Raw genomic sequence first — 17,248 nt, 5'->3', positions numbered from 1 at the left:
CGCCCATGAAGCGTGGTCGTCGGCTGGCATCCATCGTCATCATCGCCTCGTTGGGCCTGGGCAGCCTCGTCGGCTGCCAGACGGAGAGCGGCAAGGCGGCGTTCGTGGGCGACACCACCATCACCGAGGACCGGGTCTCCCAGGTGTACGACGACGCGGTCGCCAAGACGCCCCAGCAGGAGCCCGGTCCGGAGGCGTCCGGGGCGCCCGCTCCCGCCGCGGAGCCGCCGGTTTCCCGCCAGGAGGTCGTCGACCTGCTGGTGAGCCTCGAGCTGGCGCGGCGGGTCGTCAAGGAGAAGAACATGCCGGCGGTGGCCCAGCCGACCGTGCCGGCCGAGATCGCCGAGGCGCTCCGCGTGGGCGGCGACAGTGAATTCGTCAAGCTGTGGGCCGAGTGGCTCGACCTCCAGACGGTCATCACCGAAAACACGCCGCGCGTGCAGCTCACCGACGAAGGCGTCATGAAGGTCTACGACGCGCTGGTCAAAGCCGGCTCCGGCGAGCCGGGGGCACCGCAGGTGATCCAGCCGGGCCTGTCCGTCGAGCAGGTGCGGGAGCAGTTCGGCGCCGCCGTCTTCGCCGAGGCCGCGATCCTCGTGTCGACCTCGCTCGGCGCCGAGGCGGAGGCGACCAAGACCAAGGTCAACCCGAAGTACGACCCGGTGGCCGCGCCGATGGCGGTCGGCACGCAGCAGGGTCCGATCTTCTACAACCTGCCGTACCTCTCCTCCGGCGTGGTGACCGACGTATCTCTATGACCGCCCGGCTCGTACTGCTCGTCACCTCGCCCCGCCTCCCGGCCGGACTGCTGACGGCGCAGGCGTGGGATCTGGTCCGCGCGCATCCGGTGCTCGCGGCGGCGGAGAGCGACCTGGCGACGGCCGTACGCGTGGCCGGCGGCTCGGTCACGGTCGGCGGCGGCATCGACGCGTTGCTGGACGCGGCGGGCGCGGACGGCACGGCGGTGTGGCTGGCCGGGCCGGCCGGCGACGAGTCGTTCGCCCGTGAGCTTGGGCTGCGGCTGACCCGCGAGCCGGGGCGCGCCGAGCTCGAGCTGATGTACGGCTCGTGGGATCCGCCCGGCGCCCGCCTGCTCGACGCGGTCACCGTGATGGACCGGCTGCTCTCGCCCGGGGGCGACCCGTGGAAGCGGCAGCAGACGCACGCCACGCTGGCGCAGTTCCTGCTGGAGGAGTGCTACGAGGCGTACGACGCGATCGAGGCCGGTGACCTCGGCGCGCTCCGTGAGGAGCTGGGCGACGTGCTGCTCCAGGTGGTGCTGCACGCGCGGATGGCCGAGGAGCTGCCCGAAGGCGAGCGGTGGTCGGTCGACGACGTGGCCGGCGACCTGGTGGCGAAGCTGATCCGGCGCAATCCGCACGTCTTCGCCGGCGCCTCGGTCGCCGACGTCGACGAGATCATGGAGAACTGGGAGCAGATCAAGCGGGCGGAAAAGGCGCGCGGCTCCGCCGTCGACGGCATCGCGCTCGCCCAGCCGGCGCTCTCCCTCGCCGCGAAGATCATGCAGCGGGCGGAGCGGGCCGGGATCGAGGTGCCGCTGCCTCAGGCCGAGGATGACCTCGGGGCGGCGCTGCTGGCCATCGTCGCCGATGCGCGCTCGCGAGGGCTGGATCCCGAGGCCGCACTCCGCCGGGCCGCGCTGTCGTACGCCGAGGCGGTGCGCGCGGCCGAAGCTGTCTGAGCGGTCAGGCCGACCGCCAGCCCGAGCGCCACCACGAGCACGCCCGCGGTCTGTCCCGGGTCGGGGAGCCGGCCGGCCTGGATCGCGGCGGTCACGAGCGTCGCCACCGGCATGAGACCGACGATCATGCCGGCCCGTTCGAGACCCAGCCGCTGTAGCCCGGTGAACCAGGCGAGGAACGCCGCCACCGTCATCAGCAGCGCCAGGTAGCCGAACGTGGCCGCCTCGACCGGCGTGGGGAGCCGCCACCGGGCCACCTCGCCCGCCGCGATGCCGCCGACGAGGAGGAGTGGCACGGCGAGCCCGCAGCTGTACGCGGCCACGCGGATCGCGCCGAGGCGGGGCAGGACGGCGGCGGCGAGCAGCGAGAAGAGCACCTCGCCGACCAGCGCGCCGAGCGAGGCGAGTACGCCGATCGTGTCCGCCTTGCCGGAACCCTGCACCAGCGCGGTGCCGCCGACGACCACCGCGGCCGCCACCACGATGCGGGCGGCCGGGCGGGCGCCGTGCAGGAGCGGGGCGAGCAGCGCCAGGCCGAGCGGGGCGGCGCCGATCACCGTACCGACGACGGCCGCGTCCGCGTGCGGCAGCGCGACGAGGATGCAGGCGTTGAACGCGGCCAGCCCGGTCGCCGCCAGCAGCGTGAGGTTGGCCAGCTCGCGGCGGTTGGGGCGGACCCGCACGCGCCCCCCTCGCGGACCGCCGCGCCGGACTTCTCGCGGGACCTTCCGCCAGACCCCTCGCGGGACCCCTCGGCGGCCCCCTCCGCGGACCAGGAGGGCGAGGATCAGCGCGGCCAGCCCGTAGCGCAGGGCCTGGCCGGTGAGCGTGGGGTAGTCGAGGATCAGCTGGCTCAGCGACACCGAGCTGCCGACGATCACCATGCCCGCGATGCAGAGCAGCGCTCCCGTCTTCATGGCCACCGACGCTATGGTGGGAATGGTCCATGAGAAAGGGCCACTTGAGCGCGACTATGGAGGACCACTTTGTGGGAGGCGCTGGTCCAGCTCGACCGCGGCCGGCCCGGGCTCGCCGACCAGCTCATCGACGCGCTGCGGGACGCGATCGCCGCCGGCCGCCTGGCGCCGGGCACGCGACTGCCCTCCAGCCGCGCCCTCGCCGCCGACCTGAAGCTCTCCCGAGGCGTGGTCGTCGAGGCGTACGAGCAACTGGTGGCCGAGGGGCGCCTCCTCGCTCGGCAGGGCGCCGGCACGGTGGTGGCCGAGCTGGTCGCCGAGCCGGTGCCGCGACCCGCCGAGGAGGCTCCGCGGGAGGCGCCCGACCGGCTGGTGGAGGCGCTCCGGCCGGGCGTGCCCGACCTCGGGATGTTTCCGCGGGCGACCTGGCGGCGCGTGTACGAGAAGGTGCTCGCCGACATGGCCGACGGCGCGCTCGACTACGGCGACCCCAGCGGGGCGCGCCGGCTGCGGGTCGAGCTGGCGAGCTACCTCGGGCGGGTCCGCGGCGCGCTGGTCAGTCCGGGCGGGGTCGTCGTGACCACCGGCGCGGCGCAGGGCTTCGCGGTGCTGGCGTCGGCGCTGCGGGCGAGCGGGGCGACCGCGATCGGCTTCGAGGAGCCGGGCAGTTACGGCGTGCGCGGGCACCTGGAGAGCCACGGCCTGCGGCTGGTGCCCGTACCGGTCGACGGCGACGGGCTCGACGTGACCGCGCTCGAACGCTCCGGCGCTTCGGCGGTCTTCGTAACACCGGCGCACCAGTTTCCGACCGGTGTGGTGCTCGCGCCGGCGCGGCGGGTCACGCTGGTCGAGTGGGCGCGGCGGACCGGCGGACTGATCGTCGAGGACGACTACGACGCCGAGTTCCGCTACGACCGCGACCCGGTGGGGTGCCTCCAGGGCATCGCGCCCGACGCGGTGGCGTACATCGGCTCGGTCAGCAAGGCCCTCGCTCCGGCGCTGCGGCTCGGTTGGCTCGCCGTACCCGACAGATGGCGGGACGCGGTGGCCGAGCGGAAGGCATGGGCCGACCTCGGCGGACCGGTGCTGGAGCAGTTGGCGTTCGCGGAGCTGCTGGCGAGCGGCGGATACGACCGGCACCTGCGCCGCGCCCGCCTGGAGCACCGGCGCCGGCGGGACGCGCTGGTGGCGGCGCTGCGGCGGCACCTGCCCGGCCTGCGGATCTCGGGCGTGGCGGCCGGCCTGCACCTGGTGGTCGAGCTGCCGGCCGGCGTCGACGACGAGGCCCTGGCCGAGCGGGCGCGCGCCGCCGGGCTGGGCCCGCTGCCGCTGTCCCGCATGCGCCTGGCCGGTGGTGGCCCGCCCGGCCTGGTGCTCGGTTACGCGGCCAACCCGCCGGGCGAGCTGGAGACGGCGGTGGCGTTACTGGGGTCGCTGGTCGGCGCGCCGCCTGCGGCGAGGCGCTAGCGTCTGCGTATGGCGCAGTTCGTACCGCTCGCTGAGCGCATCGTCGAGGCAGTCCTGGAGACCGACCCGGCCCTCGCCTCCTATGTGGGCGATCATCGGTTCGACGACCGGTTGCCCGACCTGTCTTCCGCCGGGATCGCCGCCCAGGTGGCCATGCTGCGCGACGCGGGCAACGCGCTCGCCGAGGTCGACGCCGACTCCCTCGACCCGGCGGAGCAGGTCGACCACGCGGTCCTCTCCGCGCTCGTCGAGCGCGGGCTCTTCGAGGCCACCGAGGTACGCGGGCACGAGTGGGACCCGCTCGACCACAATCCCGCACCGCTGCTCTACAACCTGATCGCGCGCCCGTTCGCGCCGACCGAGGAGCGGCTGGCCAGCCTCGCCGGCCGGCTCGCGGCGGTGCCGGACGCGCTCGCCACCGCCCGCGCGACGCTGCGCGACTGCCCCCGGGTGCACGTGGAGACCGCGGCCGGGCAGTTCGCCGGCGCGGCGGCGCTCGTGCGCGAGGAGGTGCCGGCGATGGTCGCGGCGGCGCCGGGGATGCGCGACAAGGTGGAGCCGCTGGCCGAGACCGCCGTGGCCGAGCTGGAGGGGTTCGCCGCCTGGCTGCGCACCAAAGTGGAAGCCGCCGACCGTGACCCCCGCCTGGGGCGGCGGCTGTGGGAGGCGCGGCTGTGGCACACGCTCGACACCGAGCTGTCCGCCGCCGAGGTGCTCTCCCGCGCGCGGGCCAACCTCGAGCGGGTCACCGAGGAGATCCGCGCGGCGGCCGCCGAGCTGGTCGGCGGTCCGGCCGACGACGCGACGGTACGCCGCGCGCTCGACCAGCTCGCCAGGCAGCGCCCGACCGCCGAGTCCATCGTGGACCTCGCCAAGGTGACGCTCGTCGAGACCACCGAGTTCGTCCGCGCCCGCGATCTCGTGGCGCTCCTCGAAGACCCGTGCGAGATTCTGCCGATGCCCGAGTTCGCGCGCGGCGTGGCGGTGGCATACTGCGACGCGCCCGGCCCGCTGGAGTCGGAGGACATGCCGACGTTCTACTGCATCGCGCCCGCCCCCGCGGACTGGCCGGCGGAGCGGGTCGAGTCGTTCTACCGCGAGTACAACGACCACATGCTCCGCAACCTCACCGTGCACGAGGCGATGCCGGGCCACTTCCTCCAGCTCGCCCACTCCCGGCGCTACCGGGGCTCGACGCGCGTGCGCGGGATCGGCCTGTCCGGCCCCTTCGTGGAGGGCTGGGCCGTGTACGCCGAGGAGCTGATGGCCAGCCACGGCTTCGGCGGGCTGCCGGTCCGCCTCCAGCAGCTCAAGATGCAACTGCGGATGACCATCAACGCCATCCTCGACCAGCTCGTGCACTGCGAGGACATGCCCGAGGCGGAGGCGATGGCGCTGATGACCGGGCCGGGCTTCCAGGAGGAGGGCGAGGCGGCCGGCAAGTGGCGGCGGGCGCTGCTCACCTCGACCCAGCTCTCCACCTACTTCGTCGGATACACCGAGGTCGCGGACATCGCGGCGGCCCGCCCGGCCGGCACCTCGGTCCGCGACTGGCACGACGCGATGCTCGCCCACGGCTCCCCGCCGCCCCGCCACCTCCGGGCGCTGCTCGGCGTCTGACCGCTCACGACAGCCAGCCCTCCATGTGTCGAGAGACAGATTTGGGCTACCGCGATGTGCGTCGTGGTCAAGGCCGCTGCTCCCGCAGCCTCACCCTCCGCGGTCCACGACCCCGCCGCGTGGGCGTCGTGCTTCCGTGGCGATTTCTCGCCCCAGGGTCGACTTCTCGCCACGCACGGCGCAGATCGGGAGCGGGCGGTGGCCAGGCTCGAACAGAGCCTCTAGGCCGGGCGCTTGTCCACGATCTTGGCGCCGGGCGGGAAGGCGAAGAGGGCGGGGTCGGCCTCCTCGCGATAGCGGGTCATGGCGATTTCGATCTGGCTGCCATCCACGACGCCGGAGAAGCTGCCGAGCACGCCCTCGGTGGTGATGCAGGCGTCGAAGGCGGAGGCTCGCGCGTCACGCACGCCCCGTACCGCCACGCAGGTGGCCGGCCGACCGGCGATCGTGGTGCCGCTCTGCTCGATCGTGGCGTCGGTATCCAGCGCCGCCGCCGTGAGCAGGCTGATCGCCACGGTCGGGGAGATCAGCCCGTGCTGGCCGGCGTCCTGGAAAGCGGCCACGGCCGGCACGTTGTTGGGCGTGGGCGCGGCGGTGAGCGTGCAGGTCATGGTGCTGCCCGAGCGGCGGCAGTCGGTGGTCGCCTCGTCGGTGATGGTCAGCTTGCCGTCCGGATAGACGTACGCCGCGCGCAGCGGCGACCGGGCCTGGGCGATCGTGGCGGTGCGCCCGCCGGGGAGCTGGTAATCCGCCGTGTAGGTCAGCTCGCCCGACCCGTCGAGCTGACTGGCCAGCTCGTTGACCAGGTCGGACCGGTCCATCACCCGGCCCGCTTCGCCGCAGCCCGGCAGTGTCGCCCCCAAGGTCACCACAACCAGCGCGAGAAGGATGAGGCGGGTGCGAGGCATGGGGGCAACCCTGCTTGATTCAGCCGGACGGGCGCAACTCTGATACCGCGACGGCGAGTCGACTTTCGCGCTGACTAGGCTCATCGGCGAAGCCTCGGCCGCAGTGTGGCGGCCTGTGAGAGATCTAGGCGAGGAGCGTCACAGTGGCCACCATCGAGGGAATCGTCGCGCGGGAGATCCTCGACTCGCGGGGCAACCCGACCGTCGAGGTCGAGATCGGGCTCGACGACGGCACCATCGCGCGCGCGGCCGTACCGTCCGGCGCCTCCACCGGCGCCTTCGAGGCGGTCGAGCTGCGCGACGGCGACAGCGACCGCTACAAGGGCAAGGGTGTCGAGAAGGCCGTCGCCAACATCGAAGACCGCATCGTCCCCGAGCTGATCGGCTACGAGGCGAGCGAGCAGCGTGCCATCGACCAGAAGATGCTCGACCTGGACGGCACGCCCAACAAGTCCGACCTCGGGGCAAACGCCATCCTCGGCGTGTCGCTGGCGGTGGCGAAGGCGGCGGCCGCGAGCGCCGAGCTGAGCCTCTTCCGCTACGTGGGCGGACCCAACGCGCACGTGCTGCCGGTGCCGATGATGAACATCCTCAACGGTGGGGCGCACGCCGACTCCAACGTCGACGTGCAGGAGTTCATGATCGCGCCGATCGGTGCGCCGACGTTCCGCGAGGCGCTGCGCGCGGGCGCGGAGGTCTACCACGCGCTCAAGTCGGTGCTGAAGAAGAAGGGCCTCTCGACCGGGCTTGGCGACGAGGGCGGCTTCGCCCCCGACCTGCCCACCAACGCGGCGGCGCTCGACCTGATCGGCGAGGCCGTGCAGGCGGCCGGGCTGCGGCTCGGCACCGACATCGTGCTGGCGCTCGACGTGGCGGCGACCGAGTTCTACAAGGACGGGGCGTACGTATTCGAGGGCTCGGCCAAGCCCACCGACGAGATGATCAACTACTACGCCAAGCTCGCCGACTCGTACCCCATCGTGTCCATCGAGGACCCGCTGGCCGAGGATGACTGGGCCGGCTGGTCGGCGTTCACCGCCGCGCTGGGCGACAAGATCCAGATCGTCGGCGACGACCTGTTCGTCACCAACCCGGAGCGGATCGCGCGGGGCATCGCCGAGAAGGCGGCCAACGCCGTGCTGGTGAAGGTCAACCAGATCGGCTCGCTGACCGAGACGCTCGACGCGGTCGACCTGGCCCACCGCGCCGGCTTCAAGTGCATGATGAGCCACCGCTCTGGCGAGACCGAGGACACCACGATCGCCGACCTCGCCGTGGCCACCGGCTCCGGCCAGATCAAGACCGGCGCGCCGGCCCGCTCCGACCGGGTGGCCAAGTACAACCAGCTGCTCCGCATCGAAGAGGAGCTGGACGACGCGGCGCGGTACGCGGGGGCCGCGGCCTTCCCGCGGTACCATCTGTCCTAGTTGATCTAGGTCCTGTTTCATGAGGGCGTGCCGGGCGGTGCGGACGATGCCCAGCCCCGGGACCCTTTCTGAAGCAGGCGATGGGCGACGGCCGCCCCTCCGGGCCCCGTGGTGGGCCCGGAGCCGCGGCTGGCCGTGCCCGCGGATCGCGGGGAGGACGTGATGACGCAGAGGCTCACGCCGGGCGGGCAGGGTCCCGCCCGGCGCCCGGGGCAGCGGAGTCGGGCCGCGCCACCACGCGGTGGCCGCCCGGTGTCTCGGGGCGCGGAAGCCAAGGAGAGCGCCGACACCGGACGCTCCGCCAACCGCCCGGCCGCCGCCCGGCGCGCGCCGGTACGCCGCACCAACGCACCGCAGCCCCGCCGCTTCACCGGCCGGGCGACCGTGCTGCTGGTGGTGCTGATCGCCCTCGCGCTCGGCTACACCTATCCGGTGCGGGTCTACCTGACCCAGCAGTCCGACATCGCCCGGATGGAGCAGGCGCAGGAGGAGCAGCGCCAGCGGATCAGCGAGCTGAGCGAGCAGGCGGCGCTCTGGCAGGACGAGAAGTACATCGAGATCCAGGCCCGCAAGCGGTTCTACATGGTGCGGCCGGGCGAGGTGCCGCTGGTGGTGCTCACCGACCCGGAGGGCGCGGCCCGCGACGCCGGCGTGCCGCCCGACGCCGGCAAGAGCCAGCCTGCCGATCCCTGGTACGACACGATGTGGTCCAGCATCCAGGCCGCCGACAGCACGGAGACGCGTAAGTGAGTGCCGTACCGCCGGAGCCCGCCACGCAGGCCGACCTCGACGCGGTGGCCGCCCAGCTCGGGCGCCCGCCGCGCGGCACGCGGGCGGTGGCCTACCGCTGCCCCTGCGGCCTGCCGGCGGTGGTCGAGACCCGGCCGCGGCTCGCCGACGGCACGCCCTTCCCGACCCTCTACTACCTGACCTGCCAGAAGGCGACCGCGGCGTGCAGCCGGCTGGAGTCCGCCGGGCTGATGAAGGAGATGGAGGCGCGGCTCGCCGCCGATCCCGACCTGGCCAAGCAGTACCGGGCGGCGCACGATGACTACCTGACCCGGCGCGAGGCGATCGAGCACGTGCCGGAGATCGAGGGCACCTCGGCCGGCGGCATGCCCGGGCGGGTGAAGTGCCTGCACGTACACCTGGGGCACGCGCTGGCGGTGGGGCCGGGCGTCAACCCGTTCGGCGACGAGGTGGTCGAGCGGCTCGGGGAGTGGTGGGCAGACGGACCATGCGTGACGTCGTGATCCGCCGGGCCCGCACCGCCGACGTGCGGGCCATCCGCGACCTGATCGACACGTTCAGCGGGGAGCGCCGGCTGCTCAGCAAGGCCACCGTCACGCTCTACGAGGACGTACAGGAGTTCTGGGTCGCCACGCGCGAAGACACCGTGGTGGGGTGCGGCGCGCTGCACGTGATGTGGGAAGACCTGGCCGAGATCCGCACCGTCGCGGTGCACCCCTCCTGCCGGGGCCTGAAGATCGGCCACGGCATCGTCGCCGAGCTGCTGGGAGTGGCGCGCGAGCTGGGGGTCGCTCGGGTCTTCGTGCTGACCTTCGAGACCGGGTTCTTCGGCTCGTTCGGCTTCGTGGAGATCGACGGGGCGCCGGTGCCGCCACCGGTCTACGAGCAGTTGCTGCGCTCGTACGACGAGGGCGTCGCCGAGTTTCTCGGACTCGAACGGGTGAAGCCCAACACGCTCGGCAACACGCGCATGCTGCTGCACCTCTGACGCGCGGCTACAGTGCCGAATGCCCGGCCCGCCGGGCGACACCTCCGGATAGGGTCATGACCCATGACGAGGGTGGCGGCGATCGACTGTGGGACCAATTCGATCCGGCTGCTGATAGCCGACCTCGACGGGGCACTGACCGATGTCGTGCGCCGCATGGAGATCGTCCGCCTCGGCCAGGGCGTCGACCGCACCGGGCGGCTGGCGCCGGAGGCGATCGAGCGCACGCGGGTCGCGCTCGCCTCGTACGCGGCCGACATCCGGGAGCACGGCGCGACCCAGGTGCGGATGTGCGCCACCTCCGCGACCCGCGACGCGACAAACGCCGACGACTTCCGGGCGATGGTGGTGGACACGCTGGGCGTCGCGCCCGAGGTGGTGACGGGCGACGAGGAGGCGCGCCTCTCGTTTACCGGCGCGGTGCGCGGGCTGACCGCCGAGCCTCCCTACCTCGTGGTCGACATCGGCGGCGGCTCCACCGAGTTCGTGGTGGGCGCGGGGGCGGTCGACGGCGCGATCTCGGTCGACATCGGCTGCGTGCGCATGACCGAGCGGCACCTGCACGGCGACCCGCCCACCCCCACCGAGGTGGCCGCCGCGACCGGCGACATCACCTCGGCGGTCGACCGGGCGCTCGCCGCCGTGCCGGGCCGGGAAGCGAAGACCCTGGTGGGGCTCGCCGGCTCGGTGACCACGGTGGCGGCGATCGCGCTCGGCCTGCCCGAGTACGACCCCGCCCGCATCCACCACGCCGTGATCTCCTACGACGAGGTGGCCAAGGTCACAGCCGACCTGCTCGCGATGTCGGCGGCCCAGCGCCTGACGATCCCGGTGATGCACCCCGGGCGGGCCGACGTGATCGGGGCGGGCGCGCTCGTGCTCCGCGTCATCATGGAGCGCGCCGGCATGGACGCGGTCGTGGCGAGCGAACACGACATCCTCGACGGCATCGCCTGGAGCCTCCAGCCGTAGCGGGCACGCGGCGGGCGGTCTGCCGGGTCCTCCACGGCGCGCGTCAGCCGGAGCGGCGCAGCTCCGCCCTCGACTGCTCGCGGGGCTCGGACTCGTCGCGCGACCACCACCACGCGTAGCTGATCGCCCCCGGCTGGGGCAGCCGCAGGATGATGCGGGCCACCAGCGGCCCCTCGTACGCCGTGAACTCGCCCGGCTTGGTCTGCGTGAAGCGCACCACACCGGGCAGCTCGAGGCAGGCGACGTGCAGCTCGAGCCGGCCCGCCTCGCCGGCCACCAGCACCGTGTGCTCGATGTGCTGCAAGCCGTTTTGGTCGTTGGTCGCCTCGTAGTCGAGCGTGACCGCCCGCCCCCGGACGATCGACGCCACCGCCATCCGGGCCAGGAAGGGCCCGCTCTCCGGGCCGTCGCCGCGCCCACGGTAGACGCCGCTGGCGTTTGCCAGTCGCCCCAACACATCCTCGGCCTGCACGGCGACACACTAGCCCGCGAGCGCACTACTGTGGTCTTGACGGTACTTCGCAATGCGGAGTAGCTTCTCGGCGTGGACACCACCCAGTTGCTCAAGGGTGTGCTGGATCTGGCGGTGCTCGCGGTGCTCAAGGACGAAGACGGCTACGGCTACGACATCCTGCGCCGCCTCCGCTCGGCCGGGCTCGACGATGTCGGCGACGCCTCGGTCTACGGCACGCTGCGCAGGCTCTTCCAGGCCGGCTGCCTGACGACCTATGTGGTCCCGAGCGAGGAGGGGCCACACCGTAAGTACTACGGGCTCAACGCCACCGGGCGCGACCAGTTGCAGCGCTCCGCCAAGGTGTGGCACACGTTCGCATCCACTATGGACACTTTGCTCGACGATCGGGGGACGGTGGCGTGAACGAGGTGGCCGACTACGTGGCGCAGGTCCGCGCCGCCCTCTCCGGCCTGCCGCCGCGCGTGCGCGACGAGCTGCTGGAAGATCTGCCCGAGCACCTCGCGGAGGTCGCGGCCGAGGGCGAGGGATCGCTGGTCGAGCGGCTGGGCCCGCCCGTGGCGTACGCCGCCGAGCTGCGGGCCGCCATCGGCGGCACCGATCGCTCCACAGTGGATACACGGCTGCGCGACGCCGTGGTCCGGGCCCGCGCCCGGCTCCGGGCCGTCGACGACCGGACCGGACCCATCATCGGGTACGAAAAGGCGAGCGACTTCCTCCGCCTCATGTTGCCCGCGTGGTGGGTCGCGCGTGGCTACCTCGTCGCGATGGCGATCGCCCACCTGATCCGTGAGCGGGAGATCGGGCTGCTGCCCCGGGTCGACTTCGGCAACCGGACGGTGGCGGGCGTGCTGGTGCTCGTCCTGTTTGTCGTGGGGTCGGTGTGGATAGGGCGCCGGTCGAGCCGCCTGCCGCGCCTGACCCGGGTCGGGCTCGGGGTCGGCAGCGCCCTGCTGATCCTGCCGGCGCTCGCCGGCCTGTCCGAGGCCGACGGCGACTCCCGGCGACCGCCCTACCTCCAGATCACGGAGTATCGCGACGTCGAATCGGTGTACGTCTTCGACGAGCAGGGACGCGCCATCACGACCGCGCGCGTCTTCGACGAGAATGGCGAGCAGGTCCAGCCCGGCCACTGGTGGTGCGGCGGCGACCGCACGATCATCGTCGCGCAGCTCGACCCGAGATGTGCCAGCCCGGAGCCGCTCGAATGGTCGCCCGAGCGCGTGGGGCCGATCGAGCACGGGCGCCCGGAGCCCGCCGTGACGCCTCCGCCCACGCTCCCGCCGGCTGGCACGCCCACGCCAGCGCCGTCCGCGACGGGTTGAGCACGGTGGGCGAGCGGGGTGGCGGCGTCCGGGTCCGCTCGCTAGGTTGCGACCGCCTACTGACAACACATGGGACTGACAACACATGGGAACTGACAACACATGGGAGAGGAACCTGTCGTGACCAACCAGCCACCCGCGCCGCCGGCCCCAGAGGAGACGGCGGCGGCGGAAAGCCTGCCGCAGCCGGAGAAGAAGGGCGGCGCGCGCAAGGTCGTAGTGGCCGTGGTGGGCGTGCTCGCCGCTGTGCTTCTCGCGGTGGTGGCCGTTCTCGTGGTGCGCAATGTGCTTTTCCCCAGCGACCCCACATCGGAAGCCAAGGAGGGCGACTGCCTCGCCAACCTGCCGCAGGCCGCGGTGGGGCAGGAGACCGAGGTCGACAATGCCGAGATCGTCGCGTGCGACTCGGCGGAGGCGAAGTACTCCGTGGTCGGCCGCGTCGACGACGTCACCGCCGAACAGGCGTCCACGGACGAGGTCTGCGAGCCGTACATCGCGGCCGGTGCGGAGATGCGCTTCTACGCGATTCCGGCCGGCGGGAGCGGATACGTGCTCTGCCTCAAGCCCGCCTGAGGTCGGCGGTTCTCTACGGCGGCGTGGCGTACACAGAGCTACAGGGAGGTGTACGCCACGCCGCCGTTGCCTTTCCCCACCCCGGTACGGCATGGCAGGCTACGCGCACGCAAGAACGCCACTGTGCGACCAGCCAACGATGACTGACCGGCAGGAGGACGGCCCATGGGCGAGATGGTGAGCTATCGCAGCAACGGGGGAACGAGTGAGGGATATCTCGCTCTGCCTTCAACCCCGGGCGCCCCGGCCGTCGTGGTGATCCAGGAGTACTGGGGGCTGGTGCCACACATCGTCTCGCTCGCCGATCGCTTTGCCGAGGCGGGGTTCGTCGCGCTGGCGCCGGATCTCTACCACGGCAAGCAGACGACCGAGCCCGACGAGGCCGGCAAACTCATCATGGGCCTTGCCATGGACCAGGCGGCCAAGGACATCGCGGGCGCGGCGGCGTTCCTCGCCGAGCGGCCGGAGACCGGTGGCAAGGTGGGCGCGGTCGGCTTCTGTGCGGGCGGCAGCCTCGCACTGTGGTCAGCGACACTCTCCGACCAGATCGTCGCCACGGCCGGCTTCTACCCCGTGTTGCCGTGGGAGCGGATGCGGCCGGACTGGTCGGGCTATGCCGGCAAGGCGGCGGCGATCCACTGCTCCGAGGCCGACGGCACCTCGGCGGCCGAGGGGGTGCAGTTGGCCAAGCGCTCGGTCGAGGCGGCCGGCGGCGAGTGCGTGCTGCACGACTACCCCGGCACCAAGCACGCCTTCTTCAACGACGACCGGCCCGAGGTCTTCGACCGGGAGGCGTCCACAAGTGCGTGGGCCCGCACGCTCGACTTCTTCCGTACGAAGCTTGGCTGAGCCCCGTACCCCGGACGAGGTGGCCGACCGCGCACCGCGGGCGGCCACTCTGGCCGACCTCGACGCGGCTGTCTCGTCCTGTTTCGCCTGCCCTCGGCTGGTGGCCTGGCGGGAGGAGGTGGCCAGGACGCGGCGGGCCGCCTTCCGCGATCAGGAGTACTGGGGGCGGCCGGTGCCCGGCTTCGGCGTGGCGGACGCCCGGCTGGCCATCCTCGGCCTGGCGCCCGCCGCACACGGTGGCAACCGCACCGGCCGCATCTTCACCGGTGACCGTTCCGGCGATGTGCTCTTCGCGGCCCTCCACCGCGCCGGCCTCGCCAACCAGCCGACCAGCGTCTGGCGCGACGACGGCCTGGCGCTGCGCGACACGCGCATCTTCGCGGCCGTGCGGTGCGCGCCGCCGGACAACAAGCCCACGCCGGGCGAGCGGGACGCCTGCGCGCCGTGGCTGCACCGCGAGGTCGCGCTGATCAAACCCACTCTGCGCGTCGTGGTCGCCCTCGGCGCGTTCGCCTGGGCCGCGTGGTGGCCGGCCATGTCCGCCGTGTACGGGCGGCGCCCGCCGGTGCCTCGTCCCGCCTTCGGGCACGCGGCGCGGTGGAGCGGCGAGGGGGTCCCGACGCTCCTCGGCTGCTACCACGTGAGCCAGCAGAACACCTTTACCGGACGCCTCACACCGGCGATGCTTGACGATGTGTTCGCTACCGCGAAACACCTCGCGGGGCTGGCCTGACGCCGGGCGGTACGGTTACTCGCACGCCTGACGATTAACATTCCGGACATAACGCCAAAATGACTCTTGGTTCACTGCGCAGATGGTGGCCCCTCGCCGCGGTCGTCCTGCTGCTCGCCCTCGCGGCGGTCGCCGCGGCGCACTCGTCGCCGCAGATCGGCCGGGTCAACGAGCAGTCGGAGGAGAGCGGCCCGGGTCCCGAGCTCGAGCGCCACGAGGTCCAGGTCACCGAGCAGCCGGGCGACTTCGTCGACACCGACCCGGCCGAGGTGCCAAGTTGGCTCGGCACGGCCGCCGTGGTCATCGGCGTCGTCGTGCTGGCCGTGCTCCTCGGGCTGATGGTGTGGTCGTTCGCCAGAGACATCGCCCGCCGTCGCGGTCGGGGGAAGATGCCCCCGCGCGAGCTGCGCCGCACCGCGAGCGCGGAGGAGGTCGTCGCGGCGCTCGACGCCGGCCTGATCGACCTCTCCGACACCGACCTCGACCCGCGCCGCGCGGTGATCGCCTGCTGGCTGCGGCTGGAGCAGGCAGCGGCGGCGGCCGGCACTCCCCGCCAGGTCGCCGACACGCCCACCGACCTGGTCACGCGGCTGCTGGGCGAGCACAACGTGAGCGCCGACGTGCTGGCCAGCTTCGCCGACGTCTACCGCGAGGCGCGATACGCCACACGCGCGGTCGACGAGCAGATGCGCGAGCACGCCCGCTCCGCCCTCCAGCGCCTGCGCGCCGAGCTCACCGCGGGGGCGCGGCCGTGAGCGACGCCAACGCCAGCATCGACGACCTGCTCGGCCACGAGGAGGAGCCGCCACCACGGGAGCCCAAGCGGCTGCGCACCGGCGGCGGCTGGTGGATCCGCACGCTGCTGACGGCCGGCGCCCTCGCGGCGGTCGCCGTGTTCGGCCTGCGTATGGCCGGGCTGACGCTGTCGATCCCGCTGGCGTACGCCGGCTTCCTCGCCCTGCTCATGCTCCGCCGGGTCGTCGCGCTGGTGGCGGCACCGCCCGCGGCCAAGGCCGGGCTGCGCCGGGCCACGGGCGAGGAGAGCGGCGCGTACAACTGGCAGGCCAGCCAGGACGCGCTGCGCGTGGCGGTGCACCGGTGGGAGGTCCCGCTGGGCTGGTCGCGCCGGGAAGACATCGACCGGTACGTGCGCACGGTGCCGAAGATGATTCGCGAGCTGGCCGACGAGCGACTGCGACAACGTCATGGCCTTACCATCGCGAGCGACCCGAAGAGCGCCCGCGCGCTCCTCGGCGAAGAGCTGTGGACCTTTCTGACCACCCCGGTCAAGCGCCCGCCGCCGACGCGTGACCTGGTGGCGGCCGTCTCCCGTCTGGAGAAGCTATGAGCGAGCGAAGCGAGAGAATCATAAGGCTCAGTGCGCTTGGAGCCTCATGGCCGTCCGCGGCGAAGCGAGGACGGCCATGAGTGACGAGATCCAAGCGGTGCCGGTGTACGAGGTCGGGCGCTTGGCCCATGCCGTGCTGGACACGGTCGGGACGGTGGTCGTCGGCAAGCGGGGGCCGTTGGAGCTCGTGCTCTCCGGCATCCTCGCCGGCGGGCACGTGCTGCTCGAAGACCTCCCCGGGCTGGGCAAGACGCTGACCGCGCGGTCGTTCGCGCAGGCGCTGGGGCTCGACTTCCGGCGGTTGCAGTTCACGCCCGACCTCCTGCCCGCCGACGTGACCGGCTCGTTCCTGTACGACCAGCGCCGCTCCGACTTCACCTTCCGCGCCGGCCCGGTCTTCACCAACCTCCTGCTCGCCGACGAGATCAACCGCACGCCGCCGAAGACGCAGGCCGCGCTGCTGGAGGCGATGCAGGAGAAGCAGGTGTCGGTCGAGGGCGTCACCTACCGCCTCGACGAGCCGTTCCACGTGCTCGCCACCGCCAACCCGATCGAGTACGAGGGCACGTACCCGCTGCCCGAGGCGCAGCTCGACCGGTTCCTGCTGCGGGTCTCGTTCGGCTACCCGGCGCGCGAGGAGGAGTGGGACGTGCTGCGCCGCCGGATGTCCCGCCGCCGCGAGGAGGCCGAGCTCCAGGCGGTGGTCGACCCGAGCACGCTCCGCGGCATGCAGGCGGCCCTGGAAGACATCGCGGTCGAAGACTCGATCGGCCGGTACATCGTGGACCTCACCGCCGCGACCCGCGAGCACCCCTCGGTCCTCGTCGGCGCCTCGCCGCGCGGCTCGCTGGCGCTGCTGCTGCTCTCCCGCGCCCGGGCCGCGCTGGCCGGCCGCGACTTCGTGATCCCGGAAGACGTCAAGGAGGTGGCCGCCCCGGCGCTCGCCCACCGCATCACGCTCCGCCCGGAGATGTGGCTGCGCCGGGTCGACCCGTCCTTTGTGGTGGGTGAGGTGCTGGAGAAGGTGCCGGCCCCGGCCAGCGGCGCCCTGCCCACGTACGCCGCCGGCTTCGGTGGCCGGGTCACGGAGTCGCTCGAGGTCGGCCGCCGCGAGCCAGGACAGTGAACGAGCGGGCCGGCGCGGCGGCGTCCGCACCGGGCCGTCCCACCGAGGGGGGGTCGCGGTGACCCTCCTCC

At 72.8% G+C, this 17,248-nt stretch carries 19 protein-coding genes and 1 pseudogene; 17 read left to right on the top strand and 3 right to left on the bottom strand.

Features of this window, described 5'->3' with window-relative positions; genetic code table 11:
* Nucleotides 1–5: 5 nt before the first annotated feature.
* Nucleotides 6–758 (top strand): hypothetical protein, encoded by a 753-nt coding sequence (locus ACFFIA_RS01360; RefSeq protein WP_377244006.1) that lies wholly within the window; start codon nucleotides 6–8, stop codon nucleotides 756–758.
* A complete protein-coding gene (locus ACFFIA_RS01355) occupies nucleotides 755–1,702 on the top strand; it encodes a nucleoside triphosphate pyrophosphohydrolase (RefSeq protein WP_377244003.1) in 948 nt (315 codons plus the stop codon). Before ACFFIA_RS01360 ends, ACFFIA_RS01355 begins: the two co-directional genes overlap by 4 nt.
* 23 nt (nucleotides 1,703–1,725) lie before the next feature.
* Here ACFFIA_RS01355 and ACFFIA_RS01350 read toward each other — a convergent pair.
* Nucleotides 1,726–2,619, bottom strand: a pseudogene (locus tag ACFFIA_RS01350) (EamA family transporter); the annotation flags it as partial.
* 69 nt (nucleotides 2,620–2,688) lie between these two features.
* Between ACFFIA_RS01350 and pdxR the strand changes: the two are divergent.
* Nucleotides 2,689–4,086, top strand: a complete 1,398-nt coding sequence (pdxR, locus tag ACFFIA_RS01345) for a MocR-like pyridoxine biosynthesis transcription factor PdxR (RefSeq protein WP_377244000.1) — start codon at nucleotides 2,689–2,691, stop codon at nucleotides 4,084–4,086.
* 9 nt (nucleotides 4,087–4,095) lie between these two features.
* Nucleotides 4,096–5,706 carry a DUF885 domain-containing protein gene (locus tag ACFFIA_RS01340; RefSeq protein WP_377243997.1) on the top strand — a complete coding sequence of 537 codons (1,611 nt, stop codon included), beginning with the start codon at nucleotides 4,096–4,098 and terminating at the stop codon, nucleotides 5,704–5,706.
* Nucleotides 5,707–5,927: 221 nt separating this feature from the next.
* Here the strand turns inward: ACFFIA_RS01340 and ACFFIA_RS01335 are convergent, their stop codons facing one another.
* Complete coding sequence (locus tag ACFFIA_RS01335; protein WP_377243994.1) at nucleotides 5,928–6,614, bottom strand: hypothetical protein; 687 nt, start codon at nucleotides 6,612–6,614, stop codon at nucleotides 5,928–5,930.
* A gap of 143 nt (nucleotides 6,615–6,757) precedes the next feature.
* On the opposite strand from ACFFIA_RS01335, the gene eno reads away from it, so the two are divergent.
* The 5 genes from eno (at nucleotide 6,758) to ACFFIA_RS01310 (ending at nucleotide 10,751) form a co-directional block, all read left to right on the top strand.
* Nucleotides 6,758–8,041, top strand: a complete 1,284-nt coding sequence (eno, locus tag ACFFIA_RS01330; protein ID WP_377243991.1) for a phosphopyruvate hydratase — start codon at nucleotides 6,758–6,760, stop codon at nucleotides 8,039–8,041.
* Between the two features lie 162 nt (nucleotides 8,042–8,203).
* Nucleotides 8,204–8,791, top strand: a complete 588-nt coding sequence (locus ACFFIA_RS01325) for an FtsB family cell division protein (protein ID WP_377243989.1) — start codon at nucleotides 8,204–8,206, stop codon at nucleotides 8,789–8,791.
* Nucleotides 8,788–9,294, top strand: coding sequence for a DUF501 domain-containing protein (locus tag ACFFIA_RS01320; protein WP_377243986.1), 507 nt, complete (start codon nucleotides 8,788–8,790; stop codon nucleotides 9,292–9,294). Before ACFFIA_RS01325 ends, ACFFIA_RS01320 begins: the two co-directional genes overlap by 4 nt.
* Nucleotides 9,279–9,779: an amino-acid N-acetyltransferase gene (locus ACFFIA_RS01315; RefSeq protein ID WP_377243983.1), complete on the top strand. Its 501-nt coding sequence runs from the start codon at nucleotides 9,279–9,281 to the stop codon at nucleotides 9,777–9,779. The genes ACFFIA_RS01320 and ACFFIA_RS01315 overlap by 16 nt, the downstream gene beginning before the upstream one ends.
* Before the next feature lie 72 nt (nucleotides 9,780–9,851).
* Nucleotides 9,852–10,751, top strand: coding sequence for a Ppx/GppA phosphatase family protein (locus ACFFIA_RS01310; RefSeq protein WP_377245630.1), 900 nt, complete (start codon nucleotides 9,852–9,854; stop codon nucleotides 10,749–10,751).
* 43 nt (nucleotides 10,752–10,794) lie between these two features.
* Here ACFFIA_RS01310 and ACFFIA_RS01305 read toward each other — a convergent pair whose 3' ends face one another.
* Nucleotides 10,795–11,223 carry a hypothetical protein gene (locus ACFFIA_RS01305; RefSeq protein ID WP_377243980.1) on the bottom strand — a complete coding sequence of 143 codons (429 nt, stop codon included), beginning with the start codon at nucleotides 11,221–11,223 and terminating at the stop codon, nucleotides 10,795–10,797.
* A gap of 72 nt (nucleotides 11,224–11,295) precedes the next feature.
* Here ACFFIA_RS01305 and ACFFIA_RS01300 point away from each other — a divergent pair, with 72 nt between their 5' ends.
* From ACFFIA_RS01300 to ACFFIA_RS01265, 8 genes are all read left to right on the top strand, one after another.
* Complete coding sequence (locus tag ACFFIA_RS01300) at nucleotides 11,296–11,628, top strand: PadR family transcriptional regulator (protein ID WP_377243977.1); 333 nt, start codon at nucleotides 11,296–11,298, stop codon at nucleotides 11,626–11,628.
* Nucleotides 11,625–12,548 (top strand): HAAS signaling domain-containing protein, encoded by a 924-nt coding sequence (locus tag ACFFIA_RS01295; protein ID WP_377243974.1) that lies wholly within the window; start codon nucleotides 11,625–11,627, stop codon nucleotides 12,546–12,548. The genes ACFFIA_RS01300 and ACFFIA_RS01295 overlap by 4 nt, the downstream gene beginning before the upstream one ends.
* 120 nt (nucleotides 12,549–12,668) lie before the next feature.
* Nucleotides 12,669–13,121: an LppU/SCO3897 family protein gene (locus ACFFIA_RS01290; RefSeq protein ID WP_377243971.1), complete on the top strand. Its 453-nt coding sequence runs from the start codon at nucleotides 12,669–12,671 to the stop codon at nucleotides 13,119–13,121.
* A 165-nt stretch (nucleotides 13,122–13,286) separates the two neighbouring features.
* Nucleotides 13,287–13,970 (top strand): dienelactone hydrolase family protein, encoded by a 684-nt coding sequence (locus ACFFIA_RS01285; protein ID WP_377243968.1) that lies wholly within the window; start codon nucleotides 13,287–13,289, stop codon nucleotides 13,968–13,970.
* A gap of 19 nt (nucleotides 13,971–13,989) precedes the next feature.
* The gene (locus ACFFIA_RS01280) at nucleotides 13,990–14,703 is read left to right on the top strand and encodes a uracil-DNA glycosylase (RefSeq protein WP_377245627.1); all 714 of its coding nucleotides are present in this window, start codon (nucleotides 13,990–13,992) and stop codon (nucleotides 14,701–14,703) included.
* Between the two features lie 59 nt (nucleotides 14,704–14,762).
* A complete protein-coding gene (locus ACFFIA_RS01275; RefSeq protein ID WP_377243965.1) occupies nucleotides 14,763–15,458 on the top strand; it encodes a DUF4129 domain-containing protein in 696 nt (231 codons plus the stop codon).
* On the top strand, nucleotides 15,455–16,051 hold the full coding sequence (locus tag ACFFIA_RS01270) for a hypothetical protein (RefSeq protein WP_377243962.1): 597 nt from the start codon (nucleotides 15,455–15,457) through the stop codon (nucleotides 16,049–16,051). Before ACFFIA_RS01275 ends, ACFFIA_RS01270 begins: the two co-directional genes overlap by 4 nt.
* 76 nt (nucleotides 16,052–16,127) lie before the next feature.
* Complete coding sequence (locus ACFFIA_RS01265) at nucleotides 16,128–17,177, top strand: AAA family ATPase (protein ID WP_377243959.1); 1,050 nt, start codon at nucleotides 16,128–16,130, stop codon at nucleotides 17,175–17,177.
* The last annotated feature ends 71 nt before the right edge of the window (nucleotides 17,178–17,248 follow it).

The sequence above is a fragment of the Phytohabitans kaempferiae genome, assembly GCF_042433955.1.
Classification (GTDB): Bacteria; Actinomycetota; Actinomycetes; order Mycobacteriales; family Micromonosporaceae; genus Phytohabitans; species Phytohabitans kaempferiae.
The sequence above is the reverse complement of the archived record's forward strand: the minus strand, read 5'-3'. Positions and strand labels throughout refer to the sequence as shown.

Excerpts from the sequence above, each read along its gene's own strand:
- ACFFIA_RS01360 (WP_377244006.1), top strand. The coding sequence starts at position 6 with ATGAAGCGTGGTCGTCGGCTGGCATCCATCGTCATCATCGCCTCGTTG.
- ACFFIA_RS01355 (WP_377244003.1), top strand. The coding sequence starts at position 755 with ATGACCGCCCGGCTCGTACTGCTCGTCACCTCGCCCCGCCTCCCGGCC.
- ACFFIA_RS01340 (WP_377243997.1), top strand. The coding sequence starts at position 4,096 with ATGGCGCAGTTCGTACCGCTCGCTGAGCGCATCGTCGAGGCAGTCCTG.
- ACFFIA_RS01335 (WP_377243994.1), bottom strand. The coding sequence starts at position 6,614 with ATGCCTCGCACCCGCCTCATCCTTCTCGCGCTGGTTGTGGTGACCTTG.
- ACFFIA_RS01325 (WP_377243989.1), top strand. The coding sequence starts at position 8,204 with ATGACGCAGAGGCTCACGCCGGGCGGGCAGGGTCCCGCCCGGCGCCCG.
- ACFFIA_RS01315 (WP_377243983.1), top strand. The coding sequence starts at position 9,279 with ATGCGTGACGTCGTGATCCGCCGGGCCCGCACCGCCGACGTGCGGGCC.
- ACFFIA_RS01285 (WP_377243968.1), top strand. The coding sequence starts at position 13,287 with ATGGGCGAGATGGTGAGCTATCGCAGCAACGGGGGAACGAGTGAGGGA.
- ACFFIA_RS01275 (WP_377243965.1), top strand. The coding sequence starts at position 14,763 with ATGACTCTTGGTTCACTGCGCAGATGGTGGCCCCTCGCCGCGGTCGTC.
- ACFFIA_RS01265 (WP_377243959.1), top strand. The coding sequence starts at position 16,128 with ATGAGTGACGAGATCCAAGCGGTGCCGGTGTACGAGGTCGGGCGCTTG.